The organism is Streptomyces sp. NPDC104381 (assembly GCF_055583745.1).
In genome coordinates this window covers 61,843-88,103 of the sequence record NZ_JBVJNK010000003.1, presented here as the reverse complement: position 1 = coordinate 88,103, position 26,261 = coordinate 61,843, and the positions used below count along the sequence as shown (strand labels likewise).

Sequence of the window (26,261 nt, the reverse complement as noted above, 5' to 3'; positions counted from 1 at the left end):
ACGGTCCGTTCTCGATGACATGACTACAGGCGTGACGCTTCAGGCGAACGACACGGAGAACCAGGTCGACGCGAGCGTGCGGCTCGCGCGTGAGGCCTCGGAGGCCGGGCTGCGGTCGGCCTGGTTCGGGCAGACCTTCGGGGCGGACTCACCGCAGCTCGCGGCGATCGTCGGGCGGGAGGTACCCGGCCTTCAGGTGGGTACGTCCGCCATCCCGGTGTTCGGCCGGCACCCCCTGGTGGTCTCCAGCCAGGCCCAGACGGCTCAGGCGGCCACGCACGGCCGCTACCACCTCGGGCTGGCCCTCGGGACGAAGCTGCTGACGGAGGGCGGGTTCGGTATTCCCTTCGAGCGGCCCGTCGCCCGTCTGCGGGAGTTCCTCACCGCGTTGCGGCAGTTGACCACGACGGGCGCCGCCGACTTCCACGGCGAGCTGCTCACCGTCGGCACGCCCGTGCCGGCCCGGGTGCCCGGTGCGGACGCGGGCGTGCCGCTGCTCGTCGCGGCGATGGGGCCTCAGGCCCTGCGTGCCAGTGGTGAACTGGCCGACGGGATCCTGCCCTACCTCGCCGGCCCGCGCGCCCTCGCCGAGCACATCGTTCCGGCGGTCACCGCGGCCGCCCGGGCCGCCGGCCGCCCGGTGCCCCGCATCGTCGCCCTGGTGAACGGGGTGGTCACCGACGACGTCGACGCCGTACACGAGAAGGTGACCGAGAAGCTCGCCTTCTACGAGCAGATCCCCTCCTACGCCCGCGTGATCGAGCTCTCGGGCGGCCGACGGGCCGCCGATGTGGCGGTGATCGGGGACGAGCGGCGGATCGCCGAGGAGGTACGGCGCTACCGGGACGCCGGGGCGACGGAGGTGGTGTTCTCGGGCACGGAGATCGCCGGGGACGCCGACCGCCTCCGGACCTGGGAGGTCCTGGGTTCGCTCGCGGGCTGAGCGGAGGCGCGGACCCCGCTCAGTACACGTCGCGCACGTACCGTTTGTCGGCGGCCAGTTGCTTCACGTACGCGCCGGCCGCGTCCTCCTGGAGTCCTCCGTGGGCCACGGCGATCTCCCGCAGGGCCCGGTCCACGTCCTTCGCCATCCGGGAGGCGTCTCCGCAGACGTAGAAGTGGGCGCCCTCCTGGAGCCACGACCACAGCTGGGCGCCGTGCTCGCGCATCCGGTCCTGGACGTAGATCTTGGCCCGCTGGTCGCGGGAGAAGGCGGTGTCCAGCCGGGTGAGGGTGCCGTCGCGGCGCAGGGCGTCGAGTTCGTCGCGGTAGTAGAAGTCGGTGGCGCGGCGCTGCTCGCCGAAGAACAGCCAGTTGGCGGCACGGTGGCCGAGCGCGCGGCGCTCGTCGAGGAATCCGAGGAAGGGGGCCACCCCGGTCCCGGGGCCGACCATCACCATCGGGGTGGCGGGGTCGGCCGGCGGGCGGAAGTGCGGGGCGCGCTGGACGAAGACGGGGACGGAGCTGCCCTCCTCCGCGTCGGCGAGGAAGGTGGAGGCCACGCCCTTGCGGACGGCGCCGTGCCGGTTCTCGTAGCGGACGACGGAGACGGTGAGGCTCACGCGGGCGGGGTCGGTGAGCGGGCTGGAGGATATGGAGTAGAGCCTCGGCCGGAGGCGTGTGAGGGCCCCGGTCCACTCGGCCGCGGTGGCGCGGGCGGAGTGCTCGGCGATGACGTCCACGGCCTGCCGGCCCCAGGTCCACTGGGCGAGTTCGCCCTTGTTGTCGGGGCGCAGGAGCTTCTTGAGGGTGCGGTCGTGGGTGCGTTCGGCGACCAGGCGCAGCAGCCCCGGGGTGATCCGGGCGATGTCCAGGTGGCGGTGGAGCGCCTCGCCCAGGGGTACGGATCCGACGCCTGACACATCGACGGGGGCGGCGGGGTCGAGTCCGGTGACGGCGAGCCATTCCGCCACGAGGCCGGGGCAGTTGAGCGCCTCCACGCCCAGCGCGTCTCCCGCCTCGTAGGTGAGCGGGACGGGGCTGTCCTGCGTGTCGAAGGTGAACCGGCGCACTTCCTTGGTGGCGCCGGGCAGGCTGAGCAGTTCGTTGCCCACGAGCCGCCCGGTCGCCGCCGTCGCCGCCCGGGTGGAGCGGGCCGGAGAGGCGGGGCCGGCAGCACGGGGATCAGCAGCGGTGGCGGCCTGGGCGCCCAGTGCCGCGAACACGTCGTCGAGCCACCGCCCGGCCGGCTCCTCGTAATCCGGTTCGCAGTCCGTGCGGGGGACGAGCCGCACGGCGCCCAGCTCCCCGAACCGTTCGTCGAGCCGTCTGCCGTGCCCGCAGAAGTCGTCGTACGAGGAGTCCCCGAGGGCGAGTACGGCGTAGCGCACCCCCTCCAGCCGGGGCGTGTCGGGTGCGTTGAGCGATTCCCAGAACCCGGAGCCGTTGTCCGGCGCGTCGCCGTCGCCGAACGTGCTGGTGACGACCAGCAGATCGGCCGGGCGCGGAAGGCTGTCCAGGGGGCGGTCGTCCATCCCGAGGAGCGTCGCCGTCCGTCCTTCGGCGGTGAGACGCCGGGCCGCCGCGGCGGCGACCTCCTCGGCGTTCCCGGTCTGCGAGGCCCACAGGACCACGATCTGCCGGCCGGGCGCGGCGCCGGCTTCCCGCGCCGTCCCGACGGGCTCCGGCTTCGGCTGCGGGGAGACGCCGCCGGGCACTCGGGAGAACATGCCGGCCAGCACCCCGTTGACCCAGAGGGCGTGGTCCGGTGCGAACGGCGCGTGCTCCGGCAGTACGGGCGTGCCCGCGGCCCCCGGGCCCAGGCCCGCGAGGAATCCGGACAGATAGCGCCGTTCGTGCTCGGCCAACGCGGGCGGTGCGGTGCCGGCGATGCCGAACACCCCCGCGAGAGCCGCCACTCCGGCGTCCGCCGATGCCGGGGCGGGGAGCTCCGCGGCGGCCGGTGCGACGGCGGCGACCTTCGCCAGTGTCACGGCGCAGACCTTGAACTCCGGCTGGAAGGACACCGGGTCGACGGCGTCGTGGGTGACGGCGTTGACGCTGAGGTACTCGCCGAAGAGGTCGTTCCAGTGGAACGGCGCGAAGCAGTCCCCGGGCCGCACCCGGTCGGTCACGACGGCCGGCAGCACGGCCCGGCCGCGCCGCGAGGCGACCTCGACCGAGTCGCCCTCCGCGATCGAGAGGGCCGCAGCGTCCTGGGGGTTGATCTCCACGAAGGGCCCCGGGTTCAGCTTGTTGAGCTTGGTGACCTTTCCGGTCTTCGTGAGGGTGTGCCACTGGTGTTGCAGGCGGCCGGTGTTGAGCACGAAGGGGAAGTCGTCGTCGGGCATCTCGGCCGCCGGCAGGTGCGGGCGGGCGAAGAACACCGCGCGGCCGCTCGCGGTGGGGAACTCCAGCCGTGGCACGCTCCCGTCGGGGCGTACGGACCGGGGCCGGACGGTCCCGTCGTTGAGGTAGCGGACCGGGTTGCGCTCCGGGCCGTCCGGGGCGGAACTGGGCCACTGGACGGGCGTCCGGCGCAGCCGTTCGTAGCTGACTCCGCGCAGGTCGTACCCGGTCTTCGGGTTGTGGGCCTGCTTGATCTCCTCGAAAACCTCCTCGGCGCCGCTGTAGGAGAACGCTTCCTCGTACCCCATCTCGCAGGCGATCCGCGCGATGATCCGCCAGTCCGGCCAGGCCTCCCCGGGCGGATCGGCGGCCTGCCGGGCGAGCGTGAGGTTCCGCTCCGAGTTGACCATGACGCCTTCGGCCTCGCCCCACAGCGCGGCGGGCAGGGCGACATCGGCGTAGGCGTTGGTCTCGGTCTCGGCGAACACGTCCTGGGTGACGACGAACTCCGCCGCCTCCAGCCCCTCGATGACGGTCCGGCGGTTGGCCACGGAGGCCACCGGGTTGGTGCAGATGATCCAGCAGGCCTTGATCTCGCCCTCGGCCATGCGCCGGAACATGTCGATCGTCCCGGTGCCCGCGGCCTCCGTACGGAGGGTCCCCGGCGCGATCCCCCACAGCTCCTCGACGAAGGTACGGTCCTCGTCGGACTGGAGGACGCGCTGGCCGGGCAGGCCCGGGCCCATGTAGCCCATCTCGCGGCCGCCCATCGCGTTGGGCTGGCCGGTGAGTGAGAAGGGGCCGCTCCCGGGGCGGCAGAGCGCTCCGGTGGCGAGGTGCAGATTGATCAGGGCGTTGGTGTTCCAGGTGCCGTGGGTGCTCTGGTTGAGGCCCATGGTCCAGCAGCTCATCCACTCACCGGCCTCGCCGATCCAGCGGGCGGCGAGGCGGATGTCCGCCTCCGGGATGCCGGTGATCGCGGCCACGGCGGCGGGCGGGTAGTCCCGGAGGAAGCCGGGCATCGCCTCCCAGCCCTCGGTGTACGCGGCGATGAACTCCGGGTCGGTGTGGCCGTTCTCGACGAGGAGGTGCAGAACACCGTTGAGCAGGGCCAGGTCCGTGCCGGGGCGTATCTGGAGGAACAGGTCGGCCTTGTCGGCGGTGGCGTTGCGCCGGGGGTCGACGACGATGAGTTTCGCGCCGGCCTTCACCCGCTCCATGAGGCGGAGGAAGAGGATGGGGTGGCAGTCCGCCATGTTCGAGCCGATGACGAGGAAGGTGTCGGCGTGCTCGAAGTCCTCGTACGAGCCGGGCGGGCCGTCGGCGCCCAGCGAGAGCTTGTAGCCGCTGCCCGCGCTGGCCATGCAGAGACGGGAGTTGGACTCGATCCAGCTGGTGCGGACGAAGCCCTTGGCCAGCTTGTTGGCGAGGTACTGCGCCTCCAGCGTCATCTGCCCGGAGACGTAGAGGGCCAGCGCGTCGGGCCCGTGTTCGTCGACCACCGCGCGCAGCCGCCGCGCGGTCTCCGCGACGGCGGCCTCCATGGACAGCGGCGCGGGCTCCTCGCTGCGGTCCGCCCGCACCAGGGCCGTCGTCAGCCGGCCGGGGGCGGCCAGCATCTCCGCGCTCGTCGCCCCCTTGGTGCAGAGCCGCCCGCGGTTGGTGGGGTGCGCCTTGTCGCCCGTGGCCTTCAGGACGGTGCGCCGGCCGTCGGGGCCCCTGCCGATGTCGAGCACCATCCCGCATCCGACACCGCAGTACGAGCAGACCGTCCGCACCTGGGCGGGGGTGTCCGGCTGCGGGTTCGGCACGGTCATGGACGGCCTTTCATGGGGGACGCGGACCCCGCGACCGTACGAAACGTCCGTTTCCCGGGTGTCACGCCGGGCGATCAGGCGTGGTTACGTCCGCTGCACAGTCGCCTCCGTACGCCCGTGAGGCCCCTACGCCGGTGAGGCCGCCGTACGCCGACGGGCGCCCGCCTCCGCTGGTATGCCGACGAGCCCCGCCGGGCCCCGGGCGCACGACCGGGTGATAATCACGGTTCTGGGGCTGTCCCGACCCGGCCCGGAGCTCTCCGACCGCGATGGAGGCTTGTATGACCGCCGACGACCTTCCCGTCATCGCCGCGGTGGACGGTTCCGAGCACGGCTGGGAGGCGCTGGACTAGGCCGCCGCCGAAGCGGTGCGCACGGGTCTGCCGCTGCTGATCGTGCATGTCCGGACGCCCGCCCGGCGTGCGGAGGAGGAGAGAGCGCTGCGGGAGGCCGAGGAACTGCTCGCGCAGGCCGTGCTGCGGACCTCCCGGCTCGCTCCGGAGCTGCCCACCTCGACGCTGACCCCGCTGGACTTCCCTTCGGCGGCGCTGACCTCCCTCAGCCGTGACGCCTCGATGGTGGTCGTCGGATCCCGTGGTCTCGGCGGGTTCCGTTCGCTGATGATCGGATCCAACAGTCTGGCCACCGCCTCGATGGCCCGGTGCCCGGTCGTCGTCGCCCACACCGGTGGGGCGGACGAGGGCGGGGCGGAGCCGCAGGACGCCTTTCCGGACGTCGTCGCGGGCGTCGCCGCCGACGAGAGCAGCGGTGCGGTCCTGGATTTCGCCTTCGAGGCCGCCGCGTCCAGGCCGGGCGCACGGCTGCGGCTCGTGCACGGCTGGACGATGTTCTCGTCGATGCTGTCCGGCGGCCCGGTGTTCGACAGCGAGGCGGCGGCCGCCTCGGCGGCCCGTGCGCTCGCCGAGCTCACCGCGGGGCGGCAGGAGGAGTACCCGCAGGTGGAGGTCGTGCGCGAACCCGTCCGGGGCTCGGCTTCCCGCACCCTCGTCACGGCATCGGCCACCGCCGCGCTGACCGTGGTCGGGCGGCGCAGGGGCGGTGAGGCCCTCGGGCTCGGCCTGTCTCCCGTCGCGCAGACGACGGTGACGCACGCCCTCGGCCCCGTGGCCGTCGTCCCCACCTGACACCGGTCCCCCATGCCCGGCCCCGGGCCGTACGCGCCCCTTGGCGTGCGGCTCCCGACGGCCGAGACTTGGGCGATGACACAGCGCGTGGCTCTCGCGACGGTGATGGACCGGCTCTCCATCGACGCAGTGATCACCGATTACGCCGTGGCGGTGGCGGACGGGGCCTGGGACGACTACGGCGCCCTGTTCACCTCGGACGGGCGCGCCGACTACCGCGACGCGGGAGGCTCCGAGGGGCCGGCCGCCGAGGCCGCGCGGTGGCTGGCCGAGAGCCTGCGGCCCTTCCCCGCCCGCCAGCACCTGATCGTCAACCGGCGGCTGGATCTCCAGGATCTGGGCGGCTATCCCGGGGACCGGGCACAGGTGCGGGCCGACTACCTCGGCCCGGCCGGGCCGGAGCCCTGGGACGGGGAGAGCGCTCCGGCCCTGTTCACCGGCGGCCGGTACGTCTTCGAACTGCGGCGTACGGAACCGGGCTGGCGGATCCGGACCGTCACGGCCCACCGGAAATGGCGGTACACGCCCGGAGGGACGGCCGGCTGATCATCGGCCGCCGAGGCGCGCGTCCGCGCGGCGGTACGGCCGTCGGGAGCGCACGTACGCCCGGTGGCAGCGGCATGCCCCCTGTGCGCTGCTGATCTTCTGCACCACACTGGGGTCAGGAGCACGGATCAGGAGCAGCGATCATGCGCGGGGATCGAGCGCACGACCGGCGAGGAGGGCACGCATGCCGATGTGGCGCGGGCGGCATCCCGCGAGGCCGGCAGGTGAGGACGGGGCGCAACCGTACGGGTGGCTGCTCGGTTCCCGCACGGGGCGCGGCGCGGCGGCCCTGTGCGCCGGTGCGCTTCCCGCCCTGGCGTTTCCCGCGCCCTCGCTCTGGTGGTTCGCCTATGTCGCCCTGGTGCCCTGGCTGCTGCTGATCCGGACGGCGGGCACGGGGCGCCGCGCGGCGGTCGACGGCTGGCTCGGCGGTACGGGCTTCATGCTCGCCGTGCACCACTGGCTGATGCCGAGCCTCCACGTGTTCATCCTGGTGCTGGCGGCCCTGCTGGGGCTGCTGTGGGCTCCCTGGGGTCTCCTCGTGGCCCGGCTGCTCGGTGGCCCGCCGTCCGTACGCCGTGCGGTGGCCGCGGTGGTCGTGGTGCCCTCCGGGTGGCTGATGATCGAGCTGGTCCGCTCCTGGGAGGGGCTCGGCGGGCCGTGGGGGCTGCTGGGCGCCAGCCAGTGGGACGTCCCACCGGCGCTGCGCGTCGCCTCGGTGGGGGGTGTCTGGCTGGTCAGTCTGGCCGTGGTGGCCGCGAACACGGCCGTCACGGTGCTGATCGCCGTCCCCGCGGCCCGCACGGCGGGGGCCACGTGTCTGGTGGCGGGTGCGCTGGGTGTGGGGGCGACGGCGCTCTGGGCGCCACGCCCCGAGGAGACCGGCACGGCCCGGATCGCCGTGGTGCAGCCGGGTGTCGTCGAGGGCCCCGGCAGCGTCGAGCGCCGCTTCGCGCGCGGCGAGGAACTGACCCGCGGTCTGGCGGGCCGGGACGTGGACCTCGTGGTGTGGGGCGAGAGCAGTGTGGGCGTCAACCTGAACAAGGACCCGGAGATGACGGATCGCGTCGCGGCGCTGTCGCGGCTGACCGGAGCCGAGGTGCTGGTCAACATGGACGCCCGGCGCACCGACGGCCCCGACCGTACGGGGATCTTCAAGTCCGCGGTGCTGGTGGGCCCGGACGGCCCGACCGGGGACCGCTACGACAAGATGCGCCTGGTTCCGTTCGGGGAGTACGTCCCCGCCCGCGCGCTGCTCGGCTGGGCGACCTCGGTGGGCAAGGCGGCGGGCGAGGACCGGCTGCGCGGCAGCGGCCCCGTGGTGATGGAGCTGGCGGACGGGCTGCGGGTGGGCCCGCTGGTGTGCTTCGAGACGGCGTTCCCCGACATGAGCCGGCAGTTGGTGAAGGACGGCGCCCAGGTGCTGGTCGCCCAGTCGTCCACCTCGACGTTCCAGCACAGCTGGGCGCCCGCCCAGCACGCCTCGCTCGCGGCGCTGCGGGCGGCCGAGACGGGCCGCCCGATGGTGCACGCCACGCTCACCGGCGTGAGCGCGGTGTACGGCCCGCGCGGCGAGCGGGTGGGAGCACCCCTCGGTACGGACGCGAGCGAGGCCGCCGTGTACGACGTACCGCTGGCCCGGGGCACCACTCTCTACGTCCGGCTGGGGGCCTGGCCGGTGTACGGCGCGCTGGCGGTGCTGGCCGTCTTCCTGGGGGCGGCGGGGCTGCGGTCCCTCAGGTCGCCTGCTCCGAAGCCTCCTGCACCACCCGCTCGCACAGCCGGTGGGTCTCCAGGGCGTCCCGGGCGCTGAGCACCTCTCCGGCCCGTACCGCGTCCAGGAACGACAGCACGCTCTGCTCGATGCCGCGCTGACGGGCGACGGGCACCCAGTCGCCGCGCCGTCGCAGGGTCGGCTGTCCCTTGTGGTCGACGACGTCCGCGAGGTTGAGGACCTGGCGCTTGGTGTCCTGGCCCGACACCTCGAGGATCTCCTCGGTCGATCCGTTGAGCCGGTTCATCATGCCGATGGCGGTGAACCCGTCGCCGGACAGCTGGAGCACCACGTGGTGCATGAGGCCGTCGACGATCCGCGCCCGTACGACGACGCCGGACACGGGGCCGGGGACCAGGAAGCGCAGGGTGTCGACGACGTGGATGAAGTCGTCCAGCACCATGGTGCGCGGGTCCTCGGGCAGTCCCACCCGGTTCTTCTGGAGGAGGATCAGCTCGCGGGGGTGCTCGACGCACTGCGCGTACGACGGGGCGAGCCTGCGGTTGAATCCGACCGTGAGCGCGACGCCGCGTTCCTCGGCCAGGGCCACCAGCCGCTCGGACTCGGCGAGTTCGTACGCGAGGGGCTTGTCGACGTAGGTGGGCACGCCCGCTTCGAGCAGCCGGCCCACGATCTCCGCGTGCGCCGCGGTCGGCGCGTGCACGAAGGCGGCGTCCAGTCCCCGCGCGAGCAGCCCGTCGAGATCCTCGTGGCACTGCCGGGCGGGGATGTGGTGGGTCCCGGCGACGGCCTCCAGGGTGGCCGGGGTGCGGGTCTGCAGATGCAGTTCGACGCCGGGCAGAGTCGTCAGTACCGGCAGATACGCCTTCTGCGCGATGTCGCCGAGCCCGATGCAGCCGACCTTCACGAGGTTCTCCCTGTCGCCTTGACCAGGGGCGGGTCACGGTCGCGTCCTCTGTCCTCCCCTGGTCCCGGCAGCATACGTGCGCTGCGGAGGCCGCCAGTCGCAGATGCCGTCGAAGGTGCGCAGGACGAGCCCGGGGCCGAGGCGGGAGACCGCGGACATCAGGCCGTTCCGGAGGGCGACGGCCGGGGCGCCGGTCAGGCCGGTCAACCGCGAGACCTGGGCCGCCTTGCGGACCATGGCGGTCGTACGGGGGTGCCTGGCCGCGCTGTAGGCGGCCACGCCCGCTCCCAGGTCGCCGCCCGGCGTGACGTGGTGGGCGAGCACGACGGCGTCCTCGATGGCCTGGTTCCCGCCCTGGCCGAGGAACGGCACCATGGCGTGCGCGGAGTCACCGACGAGCACCGTGCGGCCCCGGTGGAACGCCGGCAGCGGGTCGGTCAGGTGGTGGACGTCGTGGCGCAGGACCTGGTGCGGCTCGACGGCGGCGATGATCGCGGGTATCGGGTCGTGCCAGTCGCCGTACCGGCGCATCAGCTCCGCCTTCTCGTCGTCGGCGGCCCTGGCTCCGGCGGGGGCGAGCGCCGCGGCGTAGGCGTAGATCCCGCCGTCCTTCAGCGGGTGGCTGCCCCAGAGCGCGCTGCGGCCCCAGGTCTCGTGCGAGCTGAAGGGGTGGCCCACGCCGGGTGCGAGGACGCGCCAGGTGGTGAAGCCGCTGTACGAGGGGCCGGGGTGGTCCGGGAACAGCGCGGTGCGTACGGCCGATCCGATGCCGTCGGCGCCGATCACCAGGTCGGCCTCGATGTCGCCCGTGTCCGTCCTGACGAGGGCGGGGCTCCCTCCTACCCGGCCCCGGTCCACGAGCCGGGCGGGTGTGCCGGTGCGCACGGCGTCCTCGGGGAGCCGGGAGCGGAGCAGGTCGACGAGCGCCGAGCGGTGCAGCAGGACGAGCGGACCGCCGAACCGCTCGGCGGCGGCGGTGCTGTCCGTGCGGGCGAGCCAGCGCCCGGAGGGTGTCCGCATGCCACCGTCGCCCTGCCAGGCGGCGAGGGCCCTGACCTCGTCGCCGAGCCCGATGACGTCGAGGGCGCGCTGGGAGTTGGGGGCGAGGCTGATGCCCGCGCCGACGGGCTCCAGCGAGGCGGCCCGTTCGAGCACGGTGACCTGCCAGCCGCTGCGGTGGAGGGCGGCTGCGGCTGTGAGGCCGCCGATGCCGCTGCCGATGACCACCGCTCGGGACGTCGTCATGACCGACTCCTCCTCGGAACACCCTCGGAACTACATCTGTAGTACGCACGCTCCACGCTACTACAGGTGTAGTGGCGGCGGTAGATTGGTTTCATGCCCACTCGTTCCACACCCGGCCGTTCCGCGCCCACCCGTTCCGGCCCTGACCGTTCCGGCCCCGAGCCCGCGCGGAGCGCCCCCGACGCCCGGCCTCCGGCGGCTCCCTCGCGCGCCGAGCTGATCTCCGACGCCGCGCTCGCCCTGCTCGCCGAGCGCGGGATGAGGGGCCTCACCCATCGGGCGGTGGACGAGCGGGCCGGGCTCCCCCAGGGGTCGACGTCCAACCACGCCCGCACCCGGGAGGCCCTGCTGGAGGCCGCGGTCCGCCGGCTCGCCGAGCTGGAGGCACGGGTCCTCGCACCCGGGGAGATGCTCACGAGCAGCGGCCCGGAGGAGGCCGCCGCAGCACTGGCACACGCCCTGCACCGCTATCTGACCGGCTCCACCGAACTCCTGGTGTGCCGCTACGAACTCGCCCTGGAGGCCACCCGCCGCCCCGCCCTCCGGACGTTCTACGACGAGGCGGGCCGCAGGTTCCGCGAACCGCTGGTCGCCCTGATGACCGCGGCGGGGTCGGCCGAGCCGGAACGCCACGCGCTGTCCGTCGTGGCCTGGGCGGAGGGCATGATGTTCGCCTGCGCCGTGGGCTCGTACCACCGGGCCGTACCGACCGAGCGGGAGCTGCGCCAGGGGTGCGCGGAACTGCTGCGGGGGATGCTCGGCACGGCCCGGGCGGAGCCCTCCGGCGAGCCGGGCCGCACCACGTGAGCCGCGCCGTGAGCCGGCAGGTGCCGCCGGATCCCCTACGGCGAGCCGGCCGGGCTCACTCCCCCGCCGCGCTCCCCCGCATGCGCTGCTCCATACGACCGATGGCGGCCCGGATCCCGCCGCCGTAGCCGTCGTTCTCCAGGACCCCGACGGCGTCCCAGGCCCGGTCCAGGTGGATCCGGGCGGACGCGAAGCGCTGGAGCTTCAGATAGTCCGCCGCCAGGTTGAGGTGCAGCGAGGGCACGAGGACCCGCACGGCGGTCGCGTCCCCGCCACCCGGGTCCGTGTCGCCCGCCCCGGTCAGCCCCTCCGCGGCCGTGAGCGCGCGGAGGTCCCAGGCGAGCTCGTCCCCGGGATCGTCCTGGGTGTCGGCCATGTAGTGGGCGAGGGTGCAGCGGTGCAGGGCGGCACCGCGCTCGCCGATCTCCGACCAGATGGCACCGAGCCGGTTGCGGGCCTCCTCCCGGTCCCCCGCGTGGAGCAGCATGACCGCCTGGCCGATCCTGGTCATGACGGCGTCCCCCAGCACTTCCCGCTGCTCCACTACAGAGGTCTCCCTGATCACCGCCGGCCTGTTCCGGTGGCTCAGACGCTAGCCGCAGCCACCGGCAATCGCGCTCAGGCGCGGGCCGAGGCCGCCGGCCGGGTCGTGCCGAGGCCCAGGTCGGGGATCCGCCAGTCGATGGGCTCGTGGCCCTGCGCGGCGACGGCCTCATCGATCTGGGTGAAGGGGCGGGATCCGAACCACTTCTTGGCGGAGAGCGGCGAGGGGTGCGCGCCCTTGACCACCACATGGCGGTCCTGGTCGATCAGCGGGATCTTCTTCTGGGCGTAGTTGCCCCACAGGACGAAGACGGCCGGGTCGGGCCGCTCGGCCACGGCGCGGATCACCGCGTCGGTGACCTTCTCCCAGCCCTTGCCCTTGTGGGAGTTCGCCTCGCCGCCGCGGACCGTCAGCACCGCGTTGAGCAGCAGGACGCCCTGCTCGGCCCACGGCATCAGATACCCGTTGTCCGGGACGGGCAGGCCGAGCTCCTCGTTCATCTCCTTGTAGATGTTGCGCAGCGAGGGAGGCGTCTTCACACCGGGCCGGACCGAGAAGCACAGGCCGTGCCCCTGTCCCTCGCCGTGGTACGGGTCCTGACCGAGGACGAGCACCTTCACCCGGTCGTACGGTGTGGCCTCCAGCGCGGCGAAGACCTCGTCGCGCGGCGGATACACCGGCCCCCGGGCCCGCTCCTCCTCGACGAAGTCCATGAGCTCCTTGAAGTAGGGCTTCTGCAGCTCTTCGCCGAGGACGCCGCGCCAGGACTCGGGCAGCAGGTCGGTGTCGGTCACGTGCACAACCTCCGGTAAGCAATCGGTTCTTGACCACAGAACCTACCGGGGACCACTGACAACGGACCTGCCGAGCCCTTCACCGCCCTGCTACCAGCTGGTCTTGCGGTACAGCTCCCACATCTGCATGACCGTCTGCGGGTCGAGGGCGCGCTCGCCGCCGCCGATGTCCTCGCCCGCGGCCACGTAGAGCTTGCCCTGCCACATGGGCAGCAGCCGCACGTCCTTGACGAGGATCTCCTGGGCCCGCTTGAACTGGTCCGAGACCGCGCCCCGGTCGCTCTCCTTACGCGCGGACGGCAGCAGCTCCTGGGTGATCTCGCTGGTCAGGTACGGGGTGCCGGTGACGCTGTCCTGGCCGACGAAGGGAGCGACGAAGTTGTCCGGGTCCGGGAAGTCGGGGAACCAGCCACGTCCGAAGACCGGGTACTCGCCCTTGGTGAAACCTTCCTGGAAGGACTTCCAGGGCGCGCTCTTCACGGTGATCCGGAACAGGCCTGATGCCTCCAGCTGGCGCTTCAGCTCGGCGAACTCGGGGGCGGTGGAGGAACCGTAGCGGTCCGTGGTGTACCAGAAGGTCATGTCGACCGGCTCGGTGATGCCCGCCCGGGTGAGGATCTGCCGGGCCTTGGCCACGTCCGGGTCGCCGTAGGTGTCGAAGAAGCTGGTGGCGTGGCCGGCGATGCCCTTCGGGATCATGGAGTAGAGGGGTTCGGCGGTGCCGCGGTAGACCTTGGCGACCAGCGCGTCGCGGTCCACCAGCTGGGCGATGGCGCGCCGGACGGGGAGCTTGCCCGCGGCCGGGTCCTTGGGGTTGAAGACGAGGAAGCGGATGTCCGCGCCGACCGACTCGACGATCTGGAGGCCGTTGTTGTCCTCCTGGTTGTCCTCGAGAGCGACGACCTCCTCGGCGGTCAGACCGCGGTAGGTGGCGTCGATCTCCTTGTCCTTCAGCGCCTTCACCATGGGGGTGGAGTCGTCGAAGTAGCGGATGGTGACCGCGTCGTTCTTCCGGTCGGCGAACCCCTTGTAGCTGGGGTTCTTGGTCAGCTCGGCCTGCTTGCCCGGCTCGTACGAGTCCATGACGTACGGCCCCGAACCGGTGACCTTGCCGTCGTCGCGGATGCTGTCCGCCGGATAGTCGCCGGGAGCGACGATCGACATCGCGGGCGTGGCCAGGATGAAGGGGAAGGTCGCGTCCGCCTTGCTGAGGTGGAAGACGACCGTGTCGTCCCCCTTGGTCTCCACCCGGTCGAGCGATCCGAGGAGGCCGGCCGGGCCACCCTTGACCTTGATCTTCGTGATCCGGTCGATGGAGTACTTCACGGCCTCGGCGTCGATCTTCTCGCCGTTGGAGAACTTCAGACCCGAACGGAGAGTGCACCGGTAGGCCATGCTCGTGGCGTCGGTGAACCTGCATTCCTTCGCCGCGTCCGGCTCAGGGCTGGTGCTGCCGGTCGGGAAGCTGACCAGGGTCTGGAAGACGTTCCTCATCAACTCCCAGGAACCGTCCCACGCCGCCGCAGGATCAAGGGTCGAGGGCGAGCTCGTCGTTCCGACCGATATCTTCTGGTCCGCCTCGGAGCTGCTGTCGGACAGCAGACCGCAACCGGCCAGCAGAGAAAGGGAAGCAAGGGCTGCAGCGGCCTGCAGACTGGCCCGGTAGAACACGTGCACGCTCCTCGATCAGCCTTGGGGTCGGCAGACCATACCGCAGTGCCCCACCGGATCAATCCGCTGGCCCGGCGGGGCACTTGAGTCAATCAGGGCCAAATTGGCGCAGGCCTCTCTCAGCCCACACCCGCATTCAGGAAAATACCGCCGTCGACCACGAGTGTCTGCCCCGTGACCCAGTCGGACTGCTCCGACGTGAGGAACGCCGCCGCCCCGCCGATGTCCTGCGGGACACCGAGCCGGCCCAGCGGGTAGGCCGCGGCCGCCTCGGCCTCACGGCCTTCGTACAGCGCCTCCGCGAACTTGGTCTTCACCACGGCGGGGGCGATCGCGTTGACCCGCACGACCGGCGCGAACTCGTGCGCCAGCTGGAGGGTCAGGTTGACCATGGCGGCCTTGCTCATGCCGTAGGCACCGATGAACGGGGACGCGGAAACGCCCGCGACCGAGGCGATGTTGACGATCGCACCGCCGTTCTCCCGCTGCCACGCCTTCCAGGTCTGCTGGGCGAAGCCGAGCGCCGAGATCACATTGGTCTCGTAGACCTTGCGGGCCACGTTGAGGTCGAGTTCGGCCATCGGCCCGAAGACGGGGTTCGTCCCCGCGTTGTTGACCAGGTAGTCGACCCGCCCGTACACCTCCATGGCGCGCTCGACGGCCGCGGCCTGGTGCGCCTCGTCGTGCGCCTTGCCCGCGACGCCGGTCGCCCGGTCGGCGCCGAGCCTCTCGACGGCCTCCTTCAGCGCGTCCTCGCCACGGCCGGTGATGACGACCCGGTCGCCCCGGGCGACGAGCGCCTCGGCGATGCCGTAGCCGATGCCCCTGCTCGCGCCCGTGATGAGCGCGACCTTGCCACTGTCCTGCGCAGTCATGGTGTCCGTTGCCCTTCCGGGGTCAGTTGAGCGGTCCGCCGGCGACGTACATGACCTGTCCGGACACGAAGCCCGCGTCGTCGCCGGTGAAGAAGGCGATGGCGTTGGCGATGTCCTCGGGGTGCCCCACGCGCTGCACCGGGATCTGCGTGGCGGCGGCGGCCTGGAACTCCTCGAAGCCCATGCCGACCCGCGCGGCCGTCTGGGCGGTCATCTCGGTGACGATGAAGCCCGGGGCGACGGCGTTGGCGGTCACGCCGAACTTGCCGAGCTCCTTGGCGAGCGTCTTGGTGAAGCCCTGGAGGCCCGCCTTGACGGCGGAGTAGTTGGCCTGCCCCCGGTTGCCCAGCGCCGAGGAGGACGAGAGCGAGACGATGCGGCCGAACTTGGCCTCCACCATGTGCGACTGGACGGCCTTGGCCATCAGGAAGGCGCCCTTGAGGTGGACGTTCATCACGAGGTCCCAGTCGGACTCGCTCATCTTGAAGAGCAGGTTGTCGCGGAGCACACCCGCGTTGTTGACGAGGATCGTCGGCGCGCCCAGCTCGGCGGCCACGCGCGCGACGGCGGCTTCCACCTGGGCGCTGTCCGACACATCGCAGCCGACGGCGAGGGCCTTGCCCCCGGCGGCGGTGATCTTCTCGACCGTGTCCTTGCACGCCGCCTCGTCGAGGTCGAGTACGGCGACGGCGCGGCCCTCGGCCGCCAGGCGTACGGCGGTGGCGGCGCCGATGCCCCGTGCCGCTCCCGTCACGATGGCGACGCGCTGCTCGGTGGTGGACATGCTTGGTTCTCCTCGCCCTTGGATCGCGGCTCAGCGGACGTCAGGAAGTTCCCGATAACTGAGCAACCGCTTAGTACCTTCAGCAGACGAGACGCTAGAAGCCCTGGCACCCGGTGTCAACGGCACACGGGGGCGTGGGCGCATGTCACACCGGACGGCGCCGCCGCCCCGTACGTCCCGGGCGCCGGCACCGCCCCCGGAATCAGCGCACCAGCAGGTCGAGCAGCCGCTCGACCTCGGCAGCCGGATCCGTGGTCAGGCCGCTGTGCACGACCCCGGGCTGGACGACCGTGGAGCGCGGCGCGATCAGCCAGCGGAAGCGTCGCCCCGCGTCGTCGCCGGACGCCTGGCCTGCGGCCTCGCCACCACCGCAGACCCCCTCGACCGCACGCAGGGCGGCCCGTACGCCGACGACGTCGGCACCGGGGTCCAGCGCCTTGAGCTTGTGCTCGTCCAGGTGTGTCCGCGCCGCCACGAAGGACTTGGCACGGCAGTAGACGAGTACGCCCGCGTTGAAGCACTCACCCCGCTCCACACGGGGGACGACGCGCAGAACGGCGTATTCGAAGACATCGCGCGTGCTCATCGGCCGCCGTCCTTGCTGTTCGGTCCGGCGGCCGTCGGCGCGTCCCGGTCCTTCTTGGTGGGGTGCGGCCAGGGGGTCAGGTGGTCGGTGAGCCAGCCGGGCGCCTGGGAGGGCCGGGTCCTGGTGGGCTCGTCCATCAGGATGCGCTCATGGATGCTCCCGGCACGCGCGAGCAGCGGCTCCACGTACGCCCGGCGGAGCTGGTCCGTGGTGTCGAAGCCGGGTTCACCGGCCAGCCACTCGTCCGGCACCTCGGCGGCGACCTCGGTCAGCAGTTCCTCGGTGACGAGCGGGGCGAGCTCGGCGGCCGCCGAGGCGATGTCCGGGCCGAACGGCGCGAGGACGTGGTCGGAGGCGTTGTACGGCTTCGCCGCCGAGGCCTGCGCGCCGGGCCAGTTGTGGTGCCAGATCATGGTGGCCCCATGGTCGATCAGCCACGGTTCGCCGTGCCAGACGAGCATGTTGGGGTTCCGCCACGACCGGTCCACGTTGTTGATCAGCGCGTCGAACCAGACGACCTTGCCGGCCTCCGCCGCCCCGACCTCGTACGCGAGCGGGTCGAACCCGAGCGACCCGGGCAGGAAGTCCATCCCGAGGTTGAGCCCCGCGCTGGCCTTGAGGAGCTCCTGGACCTCCTGGTCCGGCTCGGCGAGGCCGATGACGGGGTCGAGCTGGATGGTCACCAGCTCCGGCACCCGCAGCCCCAGCCTCCTGCCGAGCTCCCCGCAGATGACCTCCGCGACCAGGGTTTTACGGCCCTGCCCGGCCCCGGTGAACTTCATGACGTACGTACCCAGGTCGTCGGCCTCGACGATGCCGGGGAGCGAGCCGCCTTCACGCAAAGGCGTGACATAGCGAGTCGCTACTACCTCATCCAACACTTTCCCAGGCCACCCATCTTTTCAGCCTTGCAATCAACGGAGGGCTCCTTCGGGGCGTAGAGGCGGGAATCGCCGGTCGACGGCACTGGGGAGAATCCGGGGAGTTCCGGCCGGCAAGCCGATGCCCCGCCCGTCCCACCAGACCGTCGATGGTGCCGCGCCCCTTGCTGCCGGCCTCCGGCATGAAGTGAGCATAGTAACCAGGAGTGATCGCCGGTGAGGAGTGTCCGTCCACCGCGCCAAGGTCACGACGGTCCTGGGACCAGCAAGAATCCGTCGATGTCTCGCGGCGGCGTACCAGGAGCGTTCTTCAGCGGGCGGGGTGGTTCCCCGCCCATACCGTGGGGATTCGGCCTGACCACGGACGTGCCTGTTCGAGTTGTCCGGCGAGGCGGAAGAGCTGGCTTTCGAGGCCGTATCCGGCGGCGAACTGCATACCGACCGGGAGCCCGGTCCCGGCGTCGGCCGTCACGGGTACGGACATGGCGGGCGTGCCCGCCATGTTGAACGGCAGGGTCAACGGCGACAGGTCGTTGATGCGCTCGATCCAGCCGAGGCCGTCCAGTTCCTCCGCACCCTCCGTATGAGTGCCCAGAAGCACGGGGGGCTCCGGCAGGGTCGGCGTGAGGAGGATGTCGTACGCGTCGAAGTACCGCCCCAGGCTTCGGGCCACCCGGTTCCGCATCGCGAGAGCGGTGAGGAACTGCGCGCCGCCGACCCGCCGCCCGTAGTGGTAGCCGGCGAGGGTCGTCGGTTCCAGGGTCGAGGAGTCGACGGGACGGCCGAAGGCGGCGGCCAGCCCGTCGACCAGGGTGGTGAGGTTCACCGTCATGAGTCGGGCGGTGGCCTGGACGAATTCCTCCCAGTCGGCGCCGAGGTCGACCTCGGCCTCCTCCACCTGGTGACCGAGGGATTCGAGCAACCGCGCGGTGCGGGAGAGTGCGTCGGTCACCGGCGCGGAGGTACGGCGTCCGCCCCACGCCTGGGCAAGGACACCGATCCGCAACGAGCCCGGATGACGGGCGACTTCCTCCGCGTACGGCCGTGACGGTTGCGGGGCGAAGTAGGGGTCGCCCGGTTCCGGGCCGCGTATCTGGTCGAGCAGTACCGCACTGTCCCGTACGGTGCGGCTGACGCTGCCGTGCACGGCCAGGCCGCTGAAGACCTCGTCGGCGTCGGGCCCCATGGACACCCGGCCACGGGTGGGCTTGATCCCGAAGAGGCCGTTGTAGGCGGCGGGGATACGGAGCGATCCGGCCGCGTCGGTGCCATGGGCGACCGGAACCACCCCGGCGGCGACAGCGGCGGCCGCGCCTCCACTGGATCCGCCCGCGCTGCGCTCCGGATCCCACGGGTTGCGGGTCGCGCCGTACAACGCTGATTCCGTCGAGATGCCGTAGGCCATTTCCGGTGTCGCGGTGCGCCCGAAGGTCACGAGGCCCGCGTGCCGGAAGCGCCGCATCAGCGAGGAGTCGGCGCCGGCGACGTTACCGGCCGCCAGGCGGCTTCCCAGCTCCATCCGCCTCCCGGCCATGGCCACCGCGATGTCCTTGATCAGAAAAGGGACGCCGGCCAGTGGCGTGCTGGCGGGGACAGGCCTGTCGTCGGTCGGCCAGGTCTCCACGACGGCGTTGATCTGCGGATCGACTGCCTGCACGGCCTCGCGCGCGGCTGCCTCCAGCTCGGCCGGGAGCACCTCGCCCTTGGCCACCAGTTCCGCGAGCCCGACGGCGTCGAAGCTCACGTACTCAGAAACTTTCACTGCCACTCCCCACACGAGCAATACCTTTGAGTACCGGACGATACCCGACGGTATCGTATGGGTCGGACTGGTACCGTGGGAGAACTTGTGAACCGCACGATCGACCGGGGGACGGAGTAGTCATGGCATCGGCCCTCAGCAGGCCAAGCAGAGTGGCGAAGCTGCCACCTCGTGAGCGCATTCTCGATGCGGCCGAAGAGCTCTTCCAGAGGGAAGGGATCCGGCAGGTGGGGGTCCAGGCGATCGCCGACCAGGCCGAGACCACCAAGATGGCGATCTACCGGCACTTCGACACCAAGGACGCGCTGGTCGCGGAGTGGCTGCGGATCGTCGCAGCGGACTACCAGGCGGCCTTCGACCGCGTGGAAGCCGAGTACCCGGACCAGCCCGAGGAGCAGATTCTGGGCCTCGCCCGCTTCATCGCCGAGGGGCTGCCGTCGATCTCGTACAGGGGCTGCCCGTTCATCAACTCCCTCGCCGAGCTGCCCGACCGCCTCCATCCGGCACGGCAAGTGATCGAGGACCACAAGGCCCACCAGGCCCGCAGGCTGATCGGCATGTGCACCGAAGCCCGGATGTCCGACCCCGAGCAGGCCGCGGCCGAGATCACCTTCGTACTCGAAGGGGCGCAGGTCAGCACGCAGAACGGAAGCATCGACCGGACGGGAGACCGCCTGATGAAGATCGTCAGGGGGATCGTGGACCGGCACCGCTCCCCCCTCGGCGCGTCCAGGGCGGCTGACTGACCGCCCCGCACCCCGCACCCCCGCCCGACCACCGCTCGACGAGTGGCTCTGACTGGCGGTGTCAGGCCGGACTGCGGCGTGCCAGGGCGAGAGGACGGTGCGTCAGGCCACCGGGAGCCGGTCCACGAGCAGTTCCACCCTCTGCTCGGCATCCTCCGGCAGCAAACGCCCCGCCCGGGTCAGGGTCACGAGGCCGTGCAGGGAAGCCCAGAACACCTCGGTGAACAGCCCCGGGTGGACACCGTCCCCGGCGACCTCGCCCAGACACTCCAACAGTGCGGCAAAGGCGTCCTTGAGAGGCTCCGGGGTGTCCTCCTGCGCGTACGCCAGGCCGCCGTCGAGCTGGAAGATGGCGTCGTAGACCGCCGGGTTGCGTGCGGCGAAGTCGAGGTAGGCGCGGGCGAGTGCGGCGACCCGCCCGCGTGGGCCGTCCGCGGCGGCGGTCGCGGCACGCACCGCCGTGGCCAACTCCGTGGAGCCCTGGAGGGCGACGGCGCCGATGATCTCGCGTTTGCCCCGGAAGTGGCTGTAGAGGACGGGCTGGCTGTATTCGATGCGCTCGGCGAGCCGGCGGGTGGTGACCGCGTCCCAGCCCTGCTGCTCGGCGAGTTCACGGGCGGTCGCCACGATGAGGCGTTCGCGCTCGGCCCGTTCGCGCTGCTTGCGTTCCTGTACCGACATGACTCGATTCTAGCACCGCTAGACAAGAGAGCGGCACAAGCGCTAGCGTTGCCTCATCAGCTAGCGACGCTAGATCCCAGGAGGATCATCATGCTCAACGCACTTCAGGTGTTCACCACCGTGATCGTCGGCGTGATGGTGGGGGTGGAGTTCTCCGTCGCCTTCGTCATGAACCGGATCTTCAACGCCCTTCCCGAGGACAGCGACCAGCTCGCCCGCGCCCACGGAGGCCGGATGCTCGGCGCCCTCATGCCGTTCTGGTACATCGGGTCGCTCGTCCTCAGCGCCATCTGGGCCTTCGCCGCATGGGACAGCTCCGGTGCCGGACTCGTGGTCACCGCCGCCGCACTGCTCATCGTCAGCGTGATCATGTCGGTCCTGCTGCTCGTCCCGATCAACAACCAGGGCAAGACGTGGACCCCCGAGAACCGGCCGGCCGACTGGAAGGAGCAGATGAACCGCTGGGACCGCTACCACTACGCCCGCGTCGCCGTCATCGTCGCCGCCTTCGCCTTCATGGTCACCGCCCTCGTCTGAGCCCGATACCGCCGACCCGACACCCATCCCGACACCCATAAGGGGAGAACCATGTCGCTGAAGAAGCTCAACACCTTCCTGGTCGCCGCCTTCATCCTCTTCATCCTCTGGTTCGGATCGGAGTTCATCCTGCGCCCGGAGACGGTGGCGCCGAGCTTCGGCCTGCCGACCTGGCCGTCCGGCGACGGCGGCGGCTTCCTGATCGTCAAGGGAACGCGCGACGTCGTCATGGCCCTGGTGCTGGGTGTCCTGCTGGTGACGGGCCACCGCCGGGCGCTGGGAGCGGTCATGCTGGTGGAGGCCCTCGCCGCGTACGGGGACATGGCCAACGTGCTCGCCCACCACGGCTCCGCGGCCGCCGCGTTCGGCGTCCACGGCCTGACCGCGACACTGATGGTGGTCAGCGGCCTGCTGCTCATGCGGGAGACCCGCAAGGTCGCGGCCGAGCCGGCAGTACGCGCCCCGCAGCCCGCTTGACGCCGCCCCTCGCGCGTTCGGTGTCCGCCTCCCGGAGCGCGCCGCGAATGACGCAAGCCCGCCGGCCCGGATCGCCGCCTCGGCGCGTGCGACGGGTCAGCGGCTGCGTTCGTAGTGGCGACGGGCCTTCTCCCGGTTGCCGCAGACGGCCATCGAGCACCAGCGGGCACGGTTGGCCCGGCTGCGGTCGAGCAGGAACAGTCGGCACGCGTCGTTGGCGCAGGGGCGCAGCCGACCGGGCATGTGCTTCTCGATGTCGGCCCAGCCGAGAACCACCTCGACGGCCAACCGGGCGCTCGGAGGCGTCTCGGTCACCCACCGAAGACCGTCCGAAGTGATCTCCGGGATCCGGTGGACCCCTTCGAGCAGCGGACTCAACGCGGCGGGCGAGGCGTCTCCGCACACCACGTCCCGCAGGACGTCCCGCGTCTCCAGCAGCAGCGCCAGTTCCGCAAGGCTGCCTTCACCACCGCGCTCCCGCGCCCAGCGCATACCTCCGGCCGGGTCACCGAGCGCGTCCCGTTCCTCACCGTCGACCAGCGGCCTGCTGTTGAGCAGGTCCAGCAGCGCATCCATCGGACCTCACTCCCTCCTAACCGGATTGCGTCGCTTGACAGGTTAGCCCATTCCGTGCTCGCATGGTGAAGTACTAACCGGATCAGAACAGCGAAGGGGTTAGACATGAGTACGGTGCACCACCGGACCGCCACCGTCGACGGCCATGAGATCTTCTACCGCGAAGCCGGCCCCGCCCACGCCCCCACGATCGTCCTGCTGCACGGCTACCCGACCAGCTCGTTCATGTTCCGCAACCTCATCCCCCTGCTGGCCGACCGCTATCACGTCATCGCGCCGGACCACCTCGGCTTCGGCCGCTCCGACGCCCCCCTCGCAGGGGAGTTCGCCTACACCTTCGAGGCCCTCGCCGAACTCACCTGCGGACTGCTCGACCAACTGGGCCTGGACCGCTACGCCCTCTACGTGCAGGACTACGGCGCCCCCGTCGGATGGCGCCTCGCGCTCAAGCATCCCGAACGGATCTCCGCCCTCGTCACCCAGAACGGCAACGGCTACGAAGACGGCTTCGTCGAGTCGTTCTGGGCCGACGTCTGGGCGTACGGAGCGAACCCCGGCCCCGACACCGAACCCGCCGTCCGCGCCGCGCTGAGTGTCGACGCCATCCGCTGGCAGTACGTGCACGGCGTTCCCGACCCGAGCCTGGTCGACCCGGACACCTGGGAGCACGACTTCGCCCTGGTCTCCCGCGAGGGCAACGACGAGGTCCAGCTGGCACTGTTCCGCGACTACCCGAACAACCGCACGCTCTACCCGCGGCTGCACGAACTCCTCCGCACCGGCGAGATCCCCGTGCTCGCCGTCTGGGGCCGCAACGACGAGATCTTCGGCCCGGACGGCGCGCGAGCTTTCGCCCGCGACGCCGAGGACGCGGAGGTGCACCTGGTCAACGGCGGCCACTTCCTGCTGGAGAGCCACCTGGACGTCGTCGCGGGTTACCTGCGGGGTTTCCTCGGTCGGGTGCTGACACAAGGATGACCGAGGGGGAGGACCCGCAGGGAGCCACCGGCTTCCTGCGGGTCCCCGCACAGAGGGCACGGTGCGCGAGGGTGCGTTCTTCCGGGCCCTGGCCCCCGCGGCACCGTCCAGGTCAGGCGTCACCCATTCCTGCGGCAGCCCCCCTCGCGTGACTCCTGATGTGGGCGTGAAAGCTGACGGACCACCTCAGTCCATGTCCTCCTGGTCATCCGCCATGCTCTCGTAACCGGAGTGGAACAGCGCCGCGAAGCTGGGGTATTCCGTGGTGTCGCCGTACTTCGGTGCGAACTCATGGGCCGCCCACTCGCCGTCCGGCCCGACGTCGGTCGGATCGAGCAGCCAGAAGTCCTCTCCCCGGGCTACCTCGATGGAACGGCGGAACAGCTCGACTATGTCCTCGTTGTCGGGTATCGAGGCGTAGATCTCGATCACGCGTTCTCCGGCGGCACTGTCCCGCATCCACACGACGCGGTCGCACGGATGGACACCGTCCACCCAGCCGTCGAGGTGCGTCCATCCGTCGCTCGCCAGGAAGAATCCCCGCAGGCTGGGCGGGAACCGCACGCCGAGCCGCTCCTCGGATGCCGTCAGTGCCTCCTCACGGGCAGAGGCTTCACCCAGCCACGGCTCAACCCGCTCGCCCCTATCCAGAGCCTCCAGCTGATCCTCGTCCAGCAGGTCGACCAACTCTTCCTCGTCGGCACAGGCCTTCACATACAACGCGCCGTATCGCTCCAGGAAGACACGCCACTCCTCCGGCGTGGTCGGAGCATCGGCAACTTCGTTCTCTTCAGGACCAGTTGTCTCCATCACACCGATCATGGTGCCAGGTGGCTCTGACATCGCGGCCGAGCCGGCCTCCGAAGCCGGAGGCCGGCTGGGGCCGGGACGCTCGGGAGACATGGGTTTGCGGGGGACGCACGATTCCGGCGCCGTGATGACAGGACATGCCACCGATCCGCTGGAGCTGGGTGCCCGAGCATTACCGATTACCGGTCGGACCCACGCGTGTGCCCGAAGGACCCAACAAGCTGAGCCCGCCGAAGCAGCCGACGGCCCCCGAAGCGGTTCACGTGTCCGACTGAGGGCTGTCCAGGACGGCTGCGCGGCCGGGCGCCCGACCGTCGGCCACGGCACCGCGAGCCGGCCCTCCAGGAACAGCCCGAGCTACCGCTCCGTGCTTCTCTGCACCAGGTCGAGGCGTCCGCCCATGCCTTCTCCTTCAGATCACTCTCACGGGCGTGCGATAGGTTGCCCGCCATGACCGGACTCGGACCTGTCGCCTGGCCACCTGTCCCGATAAAGACCGAACGGCTCGTGCTCCGCGAGTCCGAGGCCGGAGACCGTGCGGCGTTCATCGAGCTGTTCGCATCGCCGGAAGTGGGCACTTACCTCGGAGGCCCTCGACCCCGGGACGAACTCGAACGCGCGGTGCCCGAGGTGCCCGGGCGGCGCCCTGGCCTCTTCGTGATCGATCTCGACGGAGCGATGATCGGCACGGTCTCGCTCGATCGGCGCGACGCGGAGCGTCCGGGCCACGTCCGTCCGGATGCCGGCGAGGCCGAGCTCGGCTACATGTTCCTGCCCAGGGCGTGGGGATGCGGGTACGCCGCTGAGGCCTGCGCGGCGGCACTCGACTGGTTCGCCGGCACAATCCCCGGCGAGCCGGTGGTGCTGTGCACCCGGACCGCCAACGACCGCTCGATGCGGCTCGCGACGAAGCTGGGGTTCGCCGAGGTGGAGCGGTTCGAGGAGTTCGGCGCCGAGCAGTGGTTCGGCGTGTGGTCGTCGGTCACGCCATCCGCTTGAGCGAGGAGTTCTCCGCGTCCGGGCCCTTGCTGTGAGCACGCGGCGAGGGGACGAGAGGTCCTCTCCAGCTGGTCGAGTTCGGCCGCTGCACCATGTCGGGATGTCCGCGCACGGCGCAACGGATCGGGACCGGCCCAGCAGGTCTCTGCCGTGATTTCAGCCCAGTCCGCAGCGGTCACGTGCGGCACGAACCAGGTTGAGTCCCTCCGCTCTCCAACGGTCCCGGTCAGGCATGTGGTCGTCCCGGCGCCAACGCCAGGCCGAGAACATCGCCCAGTTCAGGGCGCGGCACCGATGAATCAGGTCGTGGTCAGCGCCCGCGTAGTGCTTTCCCACTTCTTCGGGCGCATGGGCCAGGTCGAACTCGATCGGCCCACGGCAGCACGTGCCGAGGTCTACGAAAAGCGGCCCTCTCCTTGTGTTCAGGAGGTTGCCCGGATGCGGCTCGCCGTGCAGCAACTGGTCGCGGGCTTGGTCGATACTGATAGAGGCGCTCAGACCACTGAGCGTGTCGCTGAGGAGTTCCCGGTCGGCATCGGGCAGTTCGGGGGACTGCTCCCGGTCGTTCACCTCTCGCAGTGCCACAGCGACTCGGTCGGTGACATGCGGTGCGTCGAGATCGATCTGGCGCAGGGCGGCATGGTGCCGCAGGAACACATCCGCGTAGTCGGCCGGCGCGATCTCTGATCCCACAGGTTCGTAGTAGGTCCAGAGCGAGATGGCGAAGCCGTCACGCACATGGACTCGAGGCTCGACCCGAGGATCGAGTTCAGCGACCGGGGCGCCGACGTCGACGAGTCGGTGAGCGACCTCTACTTCGAACTCGGAATCAGCCAGATGCCCGGGAGGGGCGACCCGAGCCAGAACATCGCAAGGGACCAGGCGCAGCGCGAGGCGGTCCGAATGGTGGATGACGACCACATCGTCGACCTGAAGGCCCAGCTCCGAAGCGGTCGCCCGTCCTGCGTCAACTGCGCGACGGAGTTCCAACGGCTCCATATCGCCCTCCCTTATCGTTGAGTACACATACACGCATGGGGACACATGGGCGGCTGGTCACGGTTCTCCCA

24 protein-coding genes and 1 pseudogene are annotated in these 26,261 nt (G+C 71.1%); 10 read left to right on the top strand and 15 right to left on the bottom strand.

Going from position 1 to position 26,261, the window contains the following annotated elements; all coding sequences use genetic code 11:
• Positions 1 to 19: 19 nt before the first annotated feature.
• Entirely contained in the window at positions 20 to 943 is a 924-nt protein-coding gene (locus ACZ607_RS09910) for a TIGR03564 family F420-dependent LLM class oxidoreductase (RefSeq protein WP_469733588.1), read from the top strand.
• Positions 944 to 962: 19 nt separating this feature from the next.
• Here ACZ607_RS09910 and ACZ607_RS09905 read toward each other — a convergent pair whose 3' ends face one another.
• Positions 963 to 5,105 (bottom strand): molybdopterin-dependent oxidoreductase, encoded by a 4,143-nt coding sequence (locus ACZ607_RS09905; protein WP_469733586.1) that lies wholly within the window; start codon positions 5,103 to 5,105, stop codon positions 963 to 965.
• Between the two features lie 281 nt (positions 5,106 to 5,386).
• On the opposite strand from ACZ607_RS09905, the pseudogene ACZ607_RS09900 reads away from it, so the two are divergent.
• The 3 genes and pseudogenes from ACZ607_RS09900 to lnt all read left to right on the top strand — a co-directional run bounded on the left by ACZ607_RS09900 (position 5,387) and on the right by lnt (position 8,609).
• Positions 5,387 to 6,250: pseudogene (locus tag ACZ607_RS09900) on the top strand (universal stress protein).
• A 75-nt stretch (positions 6,251 to 6,325) separates the two neighbouring features.
• On the top strand, positions 6,326 to 6,796 hold the full coding sequence (locus ACZ607_RS09895) for a nuclear transport factor 2 family protein (RefSeq protein WP_469733584.1): 471 nt from the start codon (positions 6,326 to 6,328) through the stop codon (positions 6,794 to 6,796).
• Positions 6,797 to 6,980: 184 nt separating this feature from the next.
• Positions 6,981 to 8,609, top strand: coding sequence for an apolipoprotein N-acyltransferase (lnt, locus tag ACZ607_RS09890; RefSeq protein ID WP_469733582.1), 1,629 nt, complete (start codon positions 6,981 to 6,983; stop codon positions 8,607 to 8,609).
• Here lnt and ACZ607_RS09885 read toward each other — a convergent pair.
• Together ACZ607_RS09885 and ACZ607_RS09880 are read right to left on the bottom strand one after the other, a co-directional pair.
• Entirely contained in the window at positions 8,533 to 9,438 is a 906-nt protein-coding gene (locus tag ACZ607_RS09885; RefSeq protein ID WP_469733580.1) for a Gfo/Idh/MocA family protein, read from the bottom strand. The genes lnt and ACZ607_RS09885 overlap by 77 nt on opposite strands.
• 33 nt (positions 9,439 to 9,471) lie before the next feature.
• The gene (locus ACZ607_RS09880) at positions 9,472 to 10,683 is read right to left on the bottom strand and encodes an FAD-dependent monooxygenase (protein ID WP_469733578.1); all 1,212 of its coding nucleotides are present in this window, start codon (positions 10,681 to 10,683) and stop codon (positions 9,472 to 9,474) included.
• Between the two features lie 93 nt (positions 10,684 to 10,776).
• On the opposite strand from ACZ607_RS09880, the gene ACZ607_RS09875 reads away from it, so the two are divergent.
• Entirely contained in the window at positions 10,777 to 11,490 is a 714-nt protein-coding gene (locus ACZ607_RS09875) for a TetR/AcrR family transcriptional regulator (protein WP_469733576.1), read from the top strand.
• Between the two features lie 55 nt (positions 11,491 to 11,545).
• Here the strand turns inward: ACZ607_RS09875 and ACZ607_RS09870 are convergent, their stop codons facing one another.
• From ACZ607_RS09870 to ACZ607_RS09835, 8 genes are all read right to left on the bottom strand, one after another.
• The gene (locus ACZ607_RS09870) at positions 11,546 to 12,034 is read right to left on the bottom strand and encodes a hypothetical protein (RefSeq protein ID WP_469733574.1); all 489 of its coding nucleotides are present in this window, start codon (positions 12,032 to 12,034) and stop codon (positions 11,546 to 11,548) included.
• Positions 12,035 to 12,108: 74 nt separating this feature from the next.
• Complete coding sequence (locus ACZ607_RS09865) at positions 12,109 to 12,828, bottom strand: uracil-DNA glycosylase (RefSeq protein ID WP_469733572.1); 720 nt, start codon at positions 12,826 to 12,828, stop codon at positions 12,109 to 12,111.
• Between the two features lie 90 nt (positions 12,829 to 12,918).
• Positions 12,919 to 14,499 (bottom strand): ABC transporter substrate-binding protein, encoded by a 1,581-nt coding sequence (locus ACZ607_RS09860; RefSeq protein WP_469733570.1) that lies wholly within the window; start codon positions 14,497 to 14,499, stop codon positions 12,919 to 12,921.
• A gap of 119 nt (positions 14,500 to 14,618) precedes the next feature.
• Positions 14,619 to 15,374 carry an SDR family oxidoreductase gene (locus ACZ607_RS09855; protein WP_469733568.1) on the bottom strand — a complete coding sequence of 252 codons (756 nt, stop codon included), beginning with the start codon at positions 15,372 to 15,374 and terminating at the stop codon, positions 14,619 to 14,621.
• Positions 15,375 to 15,396: 22 nt separating this feature from the next.
• Positions 15,397 to 16,158 carry a 3-oxoacyl-ACP reductase FabG gene (fabG, locus tag ACZ607_RS09850; protein WP_014157515.1) on the bottom strand — a complete coding sequence of 254 codons (762 nt, stop codon included), beginning with the start codon at positions 16,156 to 16,158 and terminating at the stop codon, positions 15,397 to 15,399.
• A gap of 202 nt (positions 16,159 to 16,360) precedes the next feature.
• Positions 16,361 to 16,744, bottom strand: a complete 384-nt coding sequence (locus ACZ607_RS09845; RefSeq protein WP_469733566.1) for a DUF3037 domain-containing protein — start codon at positions 16,742 to 16,744, stop codon at positions 16,361 to 16,363.
• Positions 16,741 to 17,625 carry a HipA family kinase gene (locus tag ACZ607_RS09840; protein ID WP_469733564.1) on the bottom strand — a complete coding sequence of 295 codons (885 nt, stop codon included), beginning with the start codon at positions 17,623 to 17,625 and terminating at the stop codon, positions 16,741 to 16,743. Before ACZ607_RS09840 ends, ACZ607_RS09845 begins: the two co-directional genes overlap by 4 nt.
• Before the next feature lie 310 nt (positions 17,626 to 17,935).
• On the bottom strand, positions 17,936 to 19,387 hold the full coding sequence (locus ACZ607_RS09835; RefSeq protein ID WP_469733562.1) for an amidase: 1,452 nt from the start codon (positions 19,385 to 19,387) through the stop codon (positions 17,936 to 17,938).
• Positions 19,388 to 19,509: 122 nt separating this feature from the next.
• On the opposite strand from ACZ607_RS09835, the gene ACZ607_RS09830 reads away from it, so the two are divergent.
• Positions 19,510 to 20,133, top strand: coding sequence for a TetR/AcrR family transcriptional regulator (locus tag ACZ607_RS09830; RefSeq protein ID WP_469733560.1), 624 nt, complete (start codon positions 19,510 to 19,512; stop codon positions 20,131 to 20,133).
• Positions 20,134 to 20,235: 102 nt separating this feature from the next.
• On the opposite strand, the gene ACZ607_RS09825 is transcribed toward ACZ607_RS09830, so the two are convergent.
• Positions 20,236 to 20,814 (bottom strand): TetR/AcrR family transcriptional regulator, encoded by a 579-nt coding sequence (locus ACZ607_RS09825; protein WP_469733558.1) that lies wholly within the window; start codon positions 20,812 to 20,814, stop codon positions 20,236 to 20,238.
• A gap of 90 nt (positions 20,815 to 20,904) precedes the next feature.
• On the opposite strand from ACZ607_RS09825, the gene ACZ607_RS09820 reads away from it, so the two are divergent.
• The gene (locus tag ACZ607_RS09820; protein ID WP_469733556.1) at positions 20,905 to 21,351 is read left to right on the top strand and encodes an anthrone oxygenase family protein; all 447 of its coding nucleotides are present in this window, start codon (positions 20,905 to 20,907) and stop codon (positions 21,349 to 21,351) included.
• Positions 21,352 to 21,402: 51 nt separating this feature from the next.
• The gene (locus ACZ607_RS09815; protein ID WP_469733554.1) at positions 21,403 to 21,828 is read left to right on the top strand and encodes a DUF4267 domain-containing protein; all 426 of its coding nucleotides are present in this window, start codon (positions 21,403 to 21,405) and stop codon (positions 21,826 to 21,828) included.
• Between the two features lie 96 nt (positions 21,829 to 21,924).
• Here ACZ607_RS09815 and ACZ607_RS09810 read toward each other — a convergent pair whose 3' ends face one another.
• Entirely contained in the window at positions 21,925 to 22,404 is a 480-nt protein-coding gene (locus ACZ607_RS09810; protein WP_469733552.1) for a CGNR zinc finger domain-containing protein, read from the bottom strand.
• 105 nt (positions 22,405 to 22,509) lie between these two features.
• Here ACZ607_RS09810 and ACZ607_RS09805 point away from each other — a divergent pair, with 105 nt between their 5' ends.
• Complete coding sequence (locus ACZ607_RS09805; RefSeq protein WP_469733550.1) at positions 22,510 to 23,382, top strand: alpha/beta fold hydrolase; 873 nt, start codon at positions 22,510 to 22,512, stop codon at positions 23,380 to 23,382.
• Between the two features lie 186 nt (positions 23,383 to 23,568).
• Here the strand turns inward: ACZ607_RS09805 and ACZ607_RS09800 are convergent, their stop codons facing one another.
• On the bottom strand, positions 23,569 to 24,204 hold the full coding sequence (locus ACZ607_RS09800; RefSeq protein ID WP_469733548.1) for an SMI1/KNR4 family protein: 636 nt from the start codon (positions 24,202 to 24,204) through the stop codon (positions 23,569 to 23,571).
• Between the two features lie 438 nt (positions 24,205 to 24,642).
• Here ACZ607_RS09800 and ACZ607_RS09795 point away from each other — a divergent pair, with 438 nt between their 5' ends.
• Complete coding sequence (locus ACZ607_RS09795; RefSeq protein WP_469733546.1) at positions 24,643 to 25,191, top strand: GNAT family N-acetyltransferase; 549 nt, start codon at positions 24,643 to 24,645, stop codon at positions 25,189 to 25,191.
• A 156-nt stretch (positions 25,192 to 25,347) separates the two neighbouring features.
• Here the strand turns inward: ACZ607_RS09795 and ACZ607_RS09790 are convergent, their stop codons facing one another.
• Complete coding sequence (locus tag ACZ607_RS09790) at positions 25,348 to 26,190, bottom strand: phosphotransferase (protein ID WP_469733544.1); 843 nt, start codon at positions 26,188 to 26,190, stop codon at positions 25,348 to 25,350.
• Between the last annotated feature and the right edge of the window lie 71 nt (positions 26,191 to 26,261).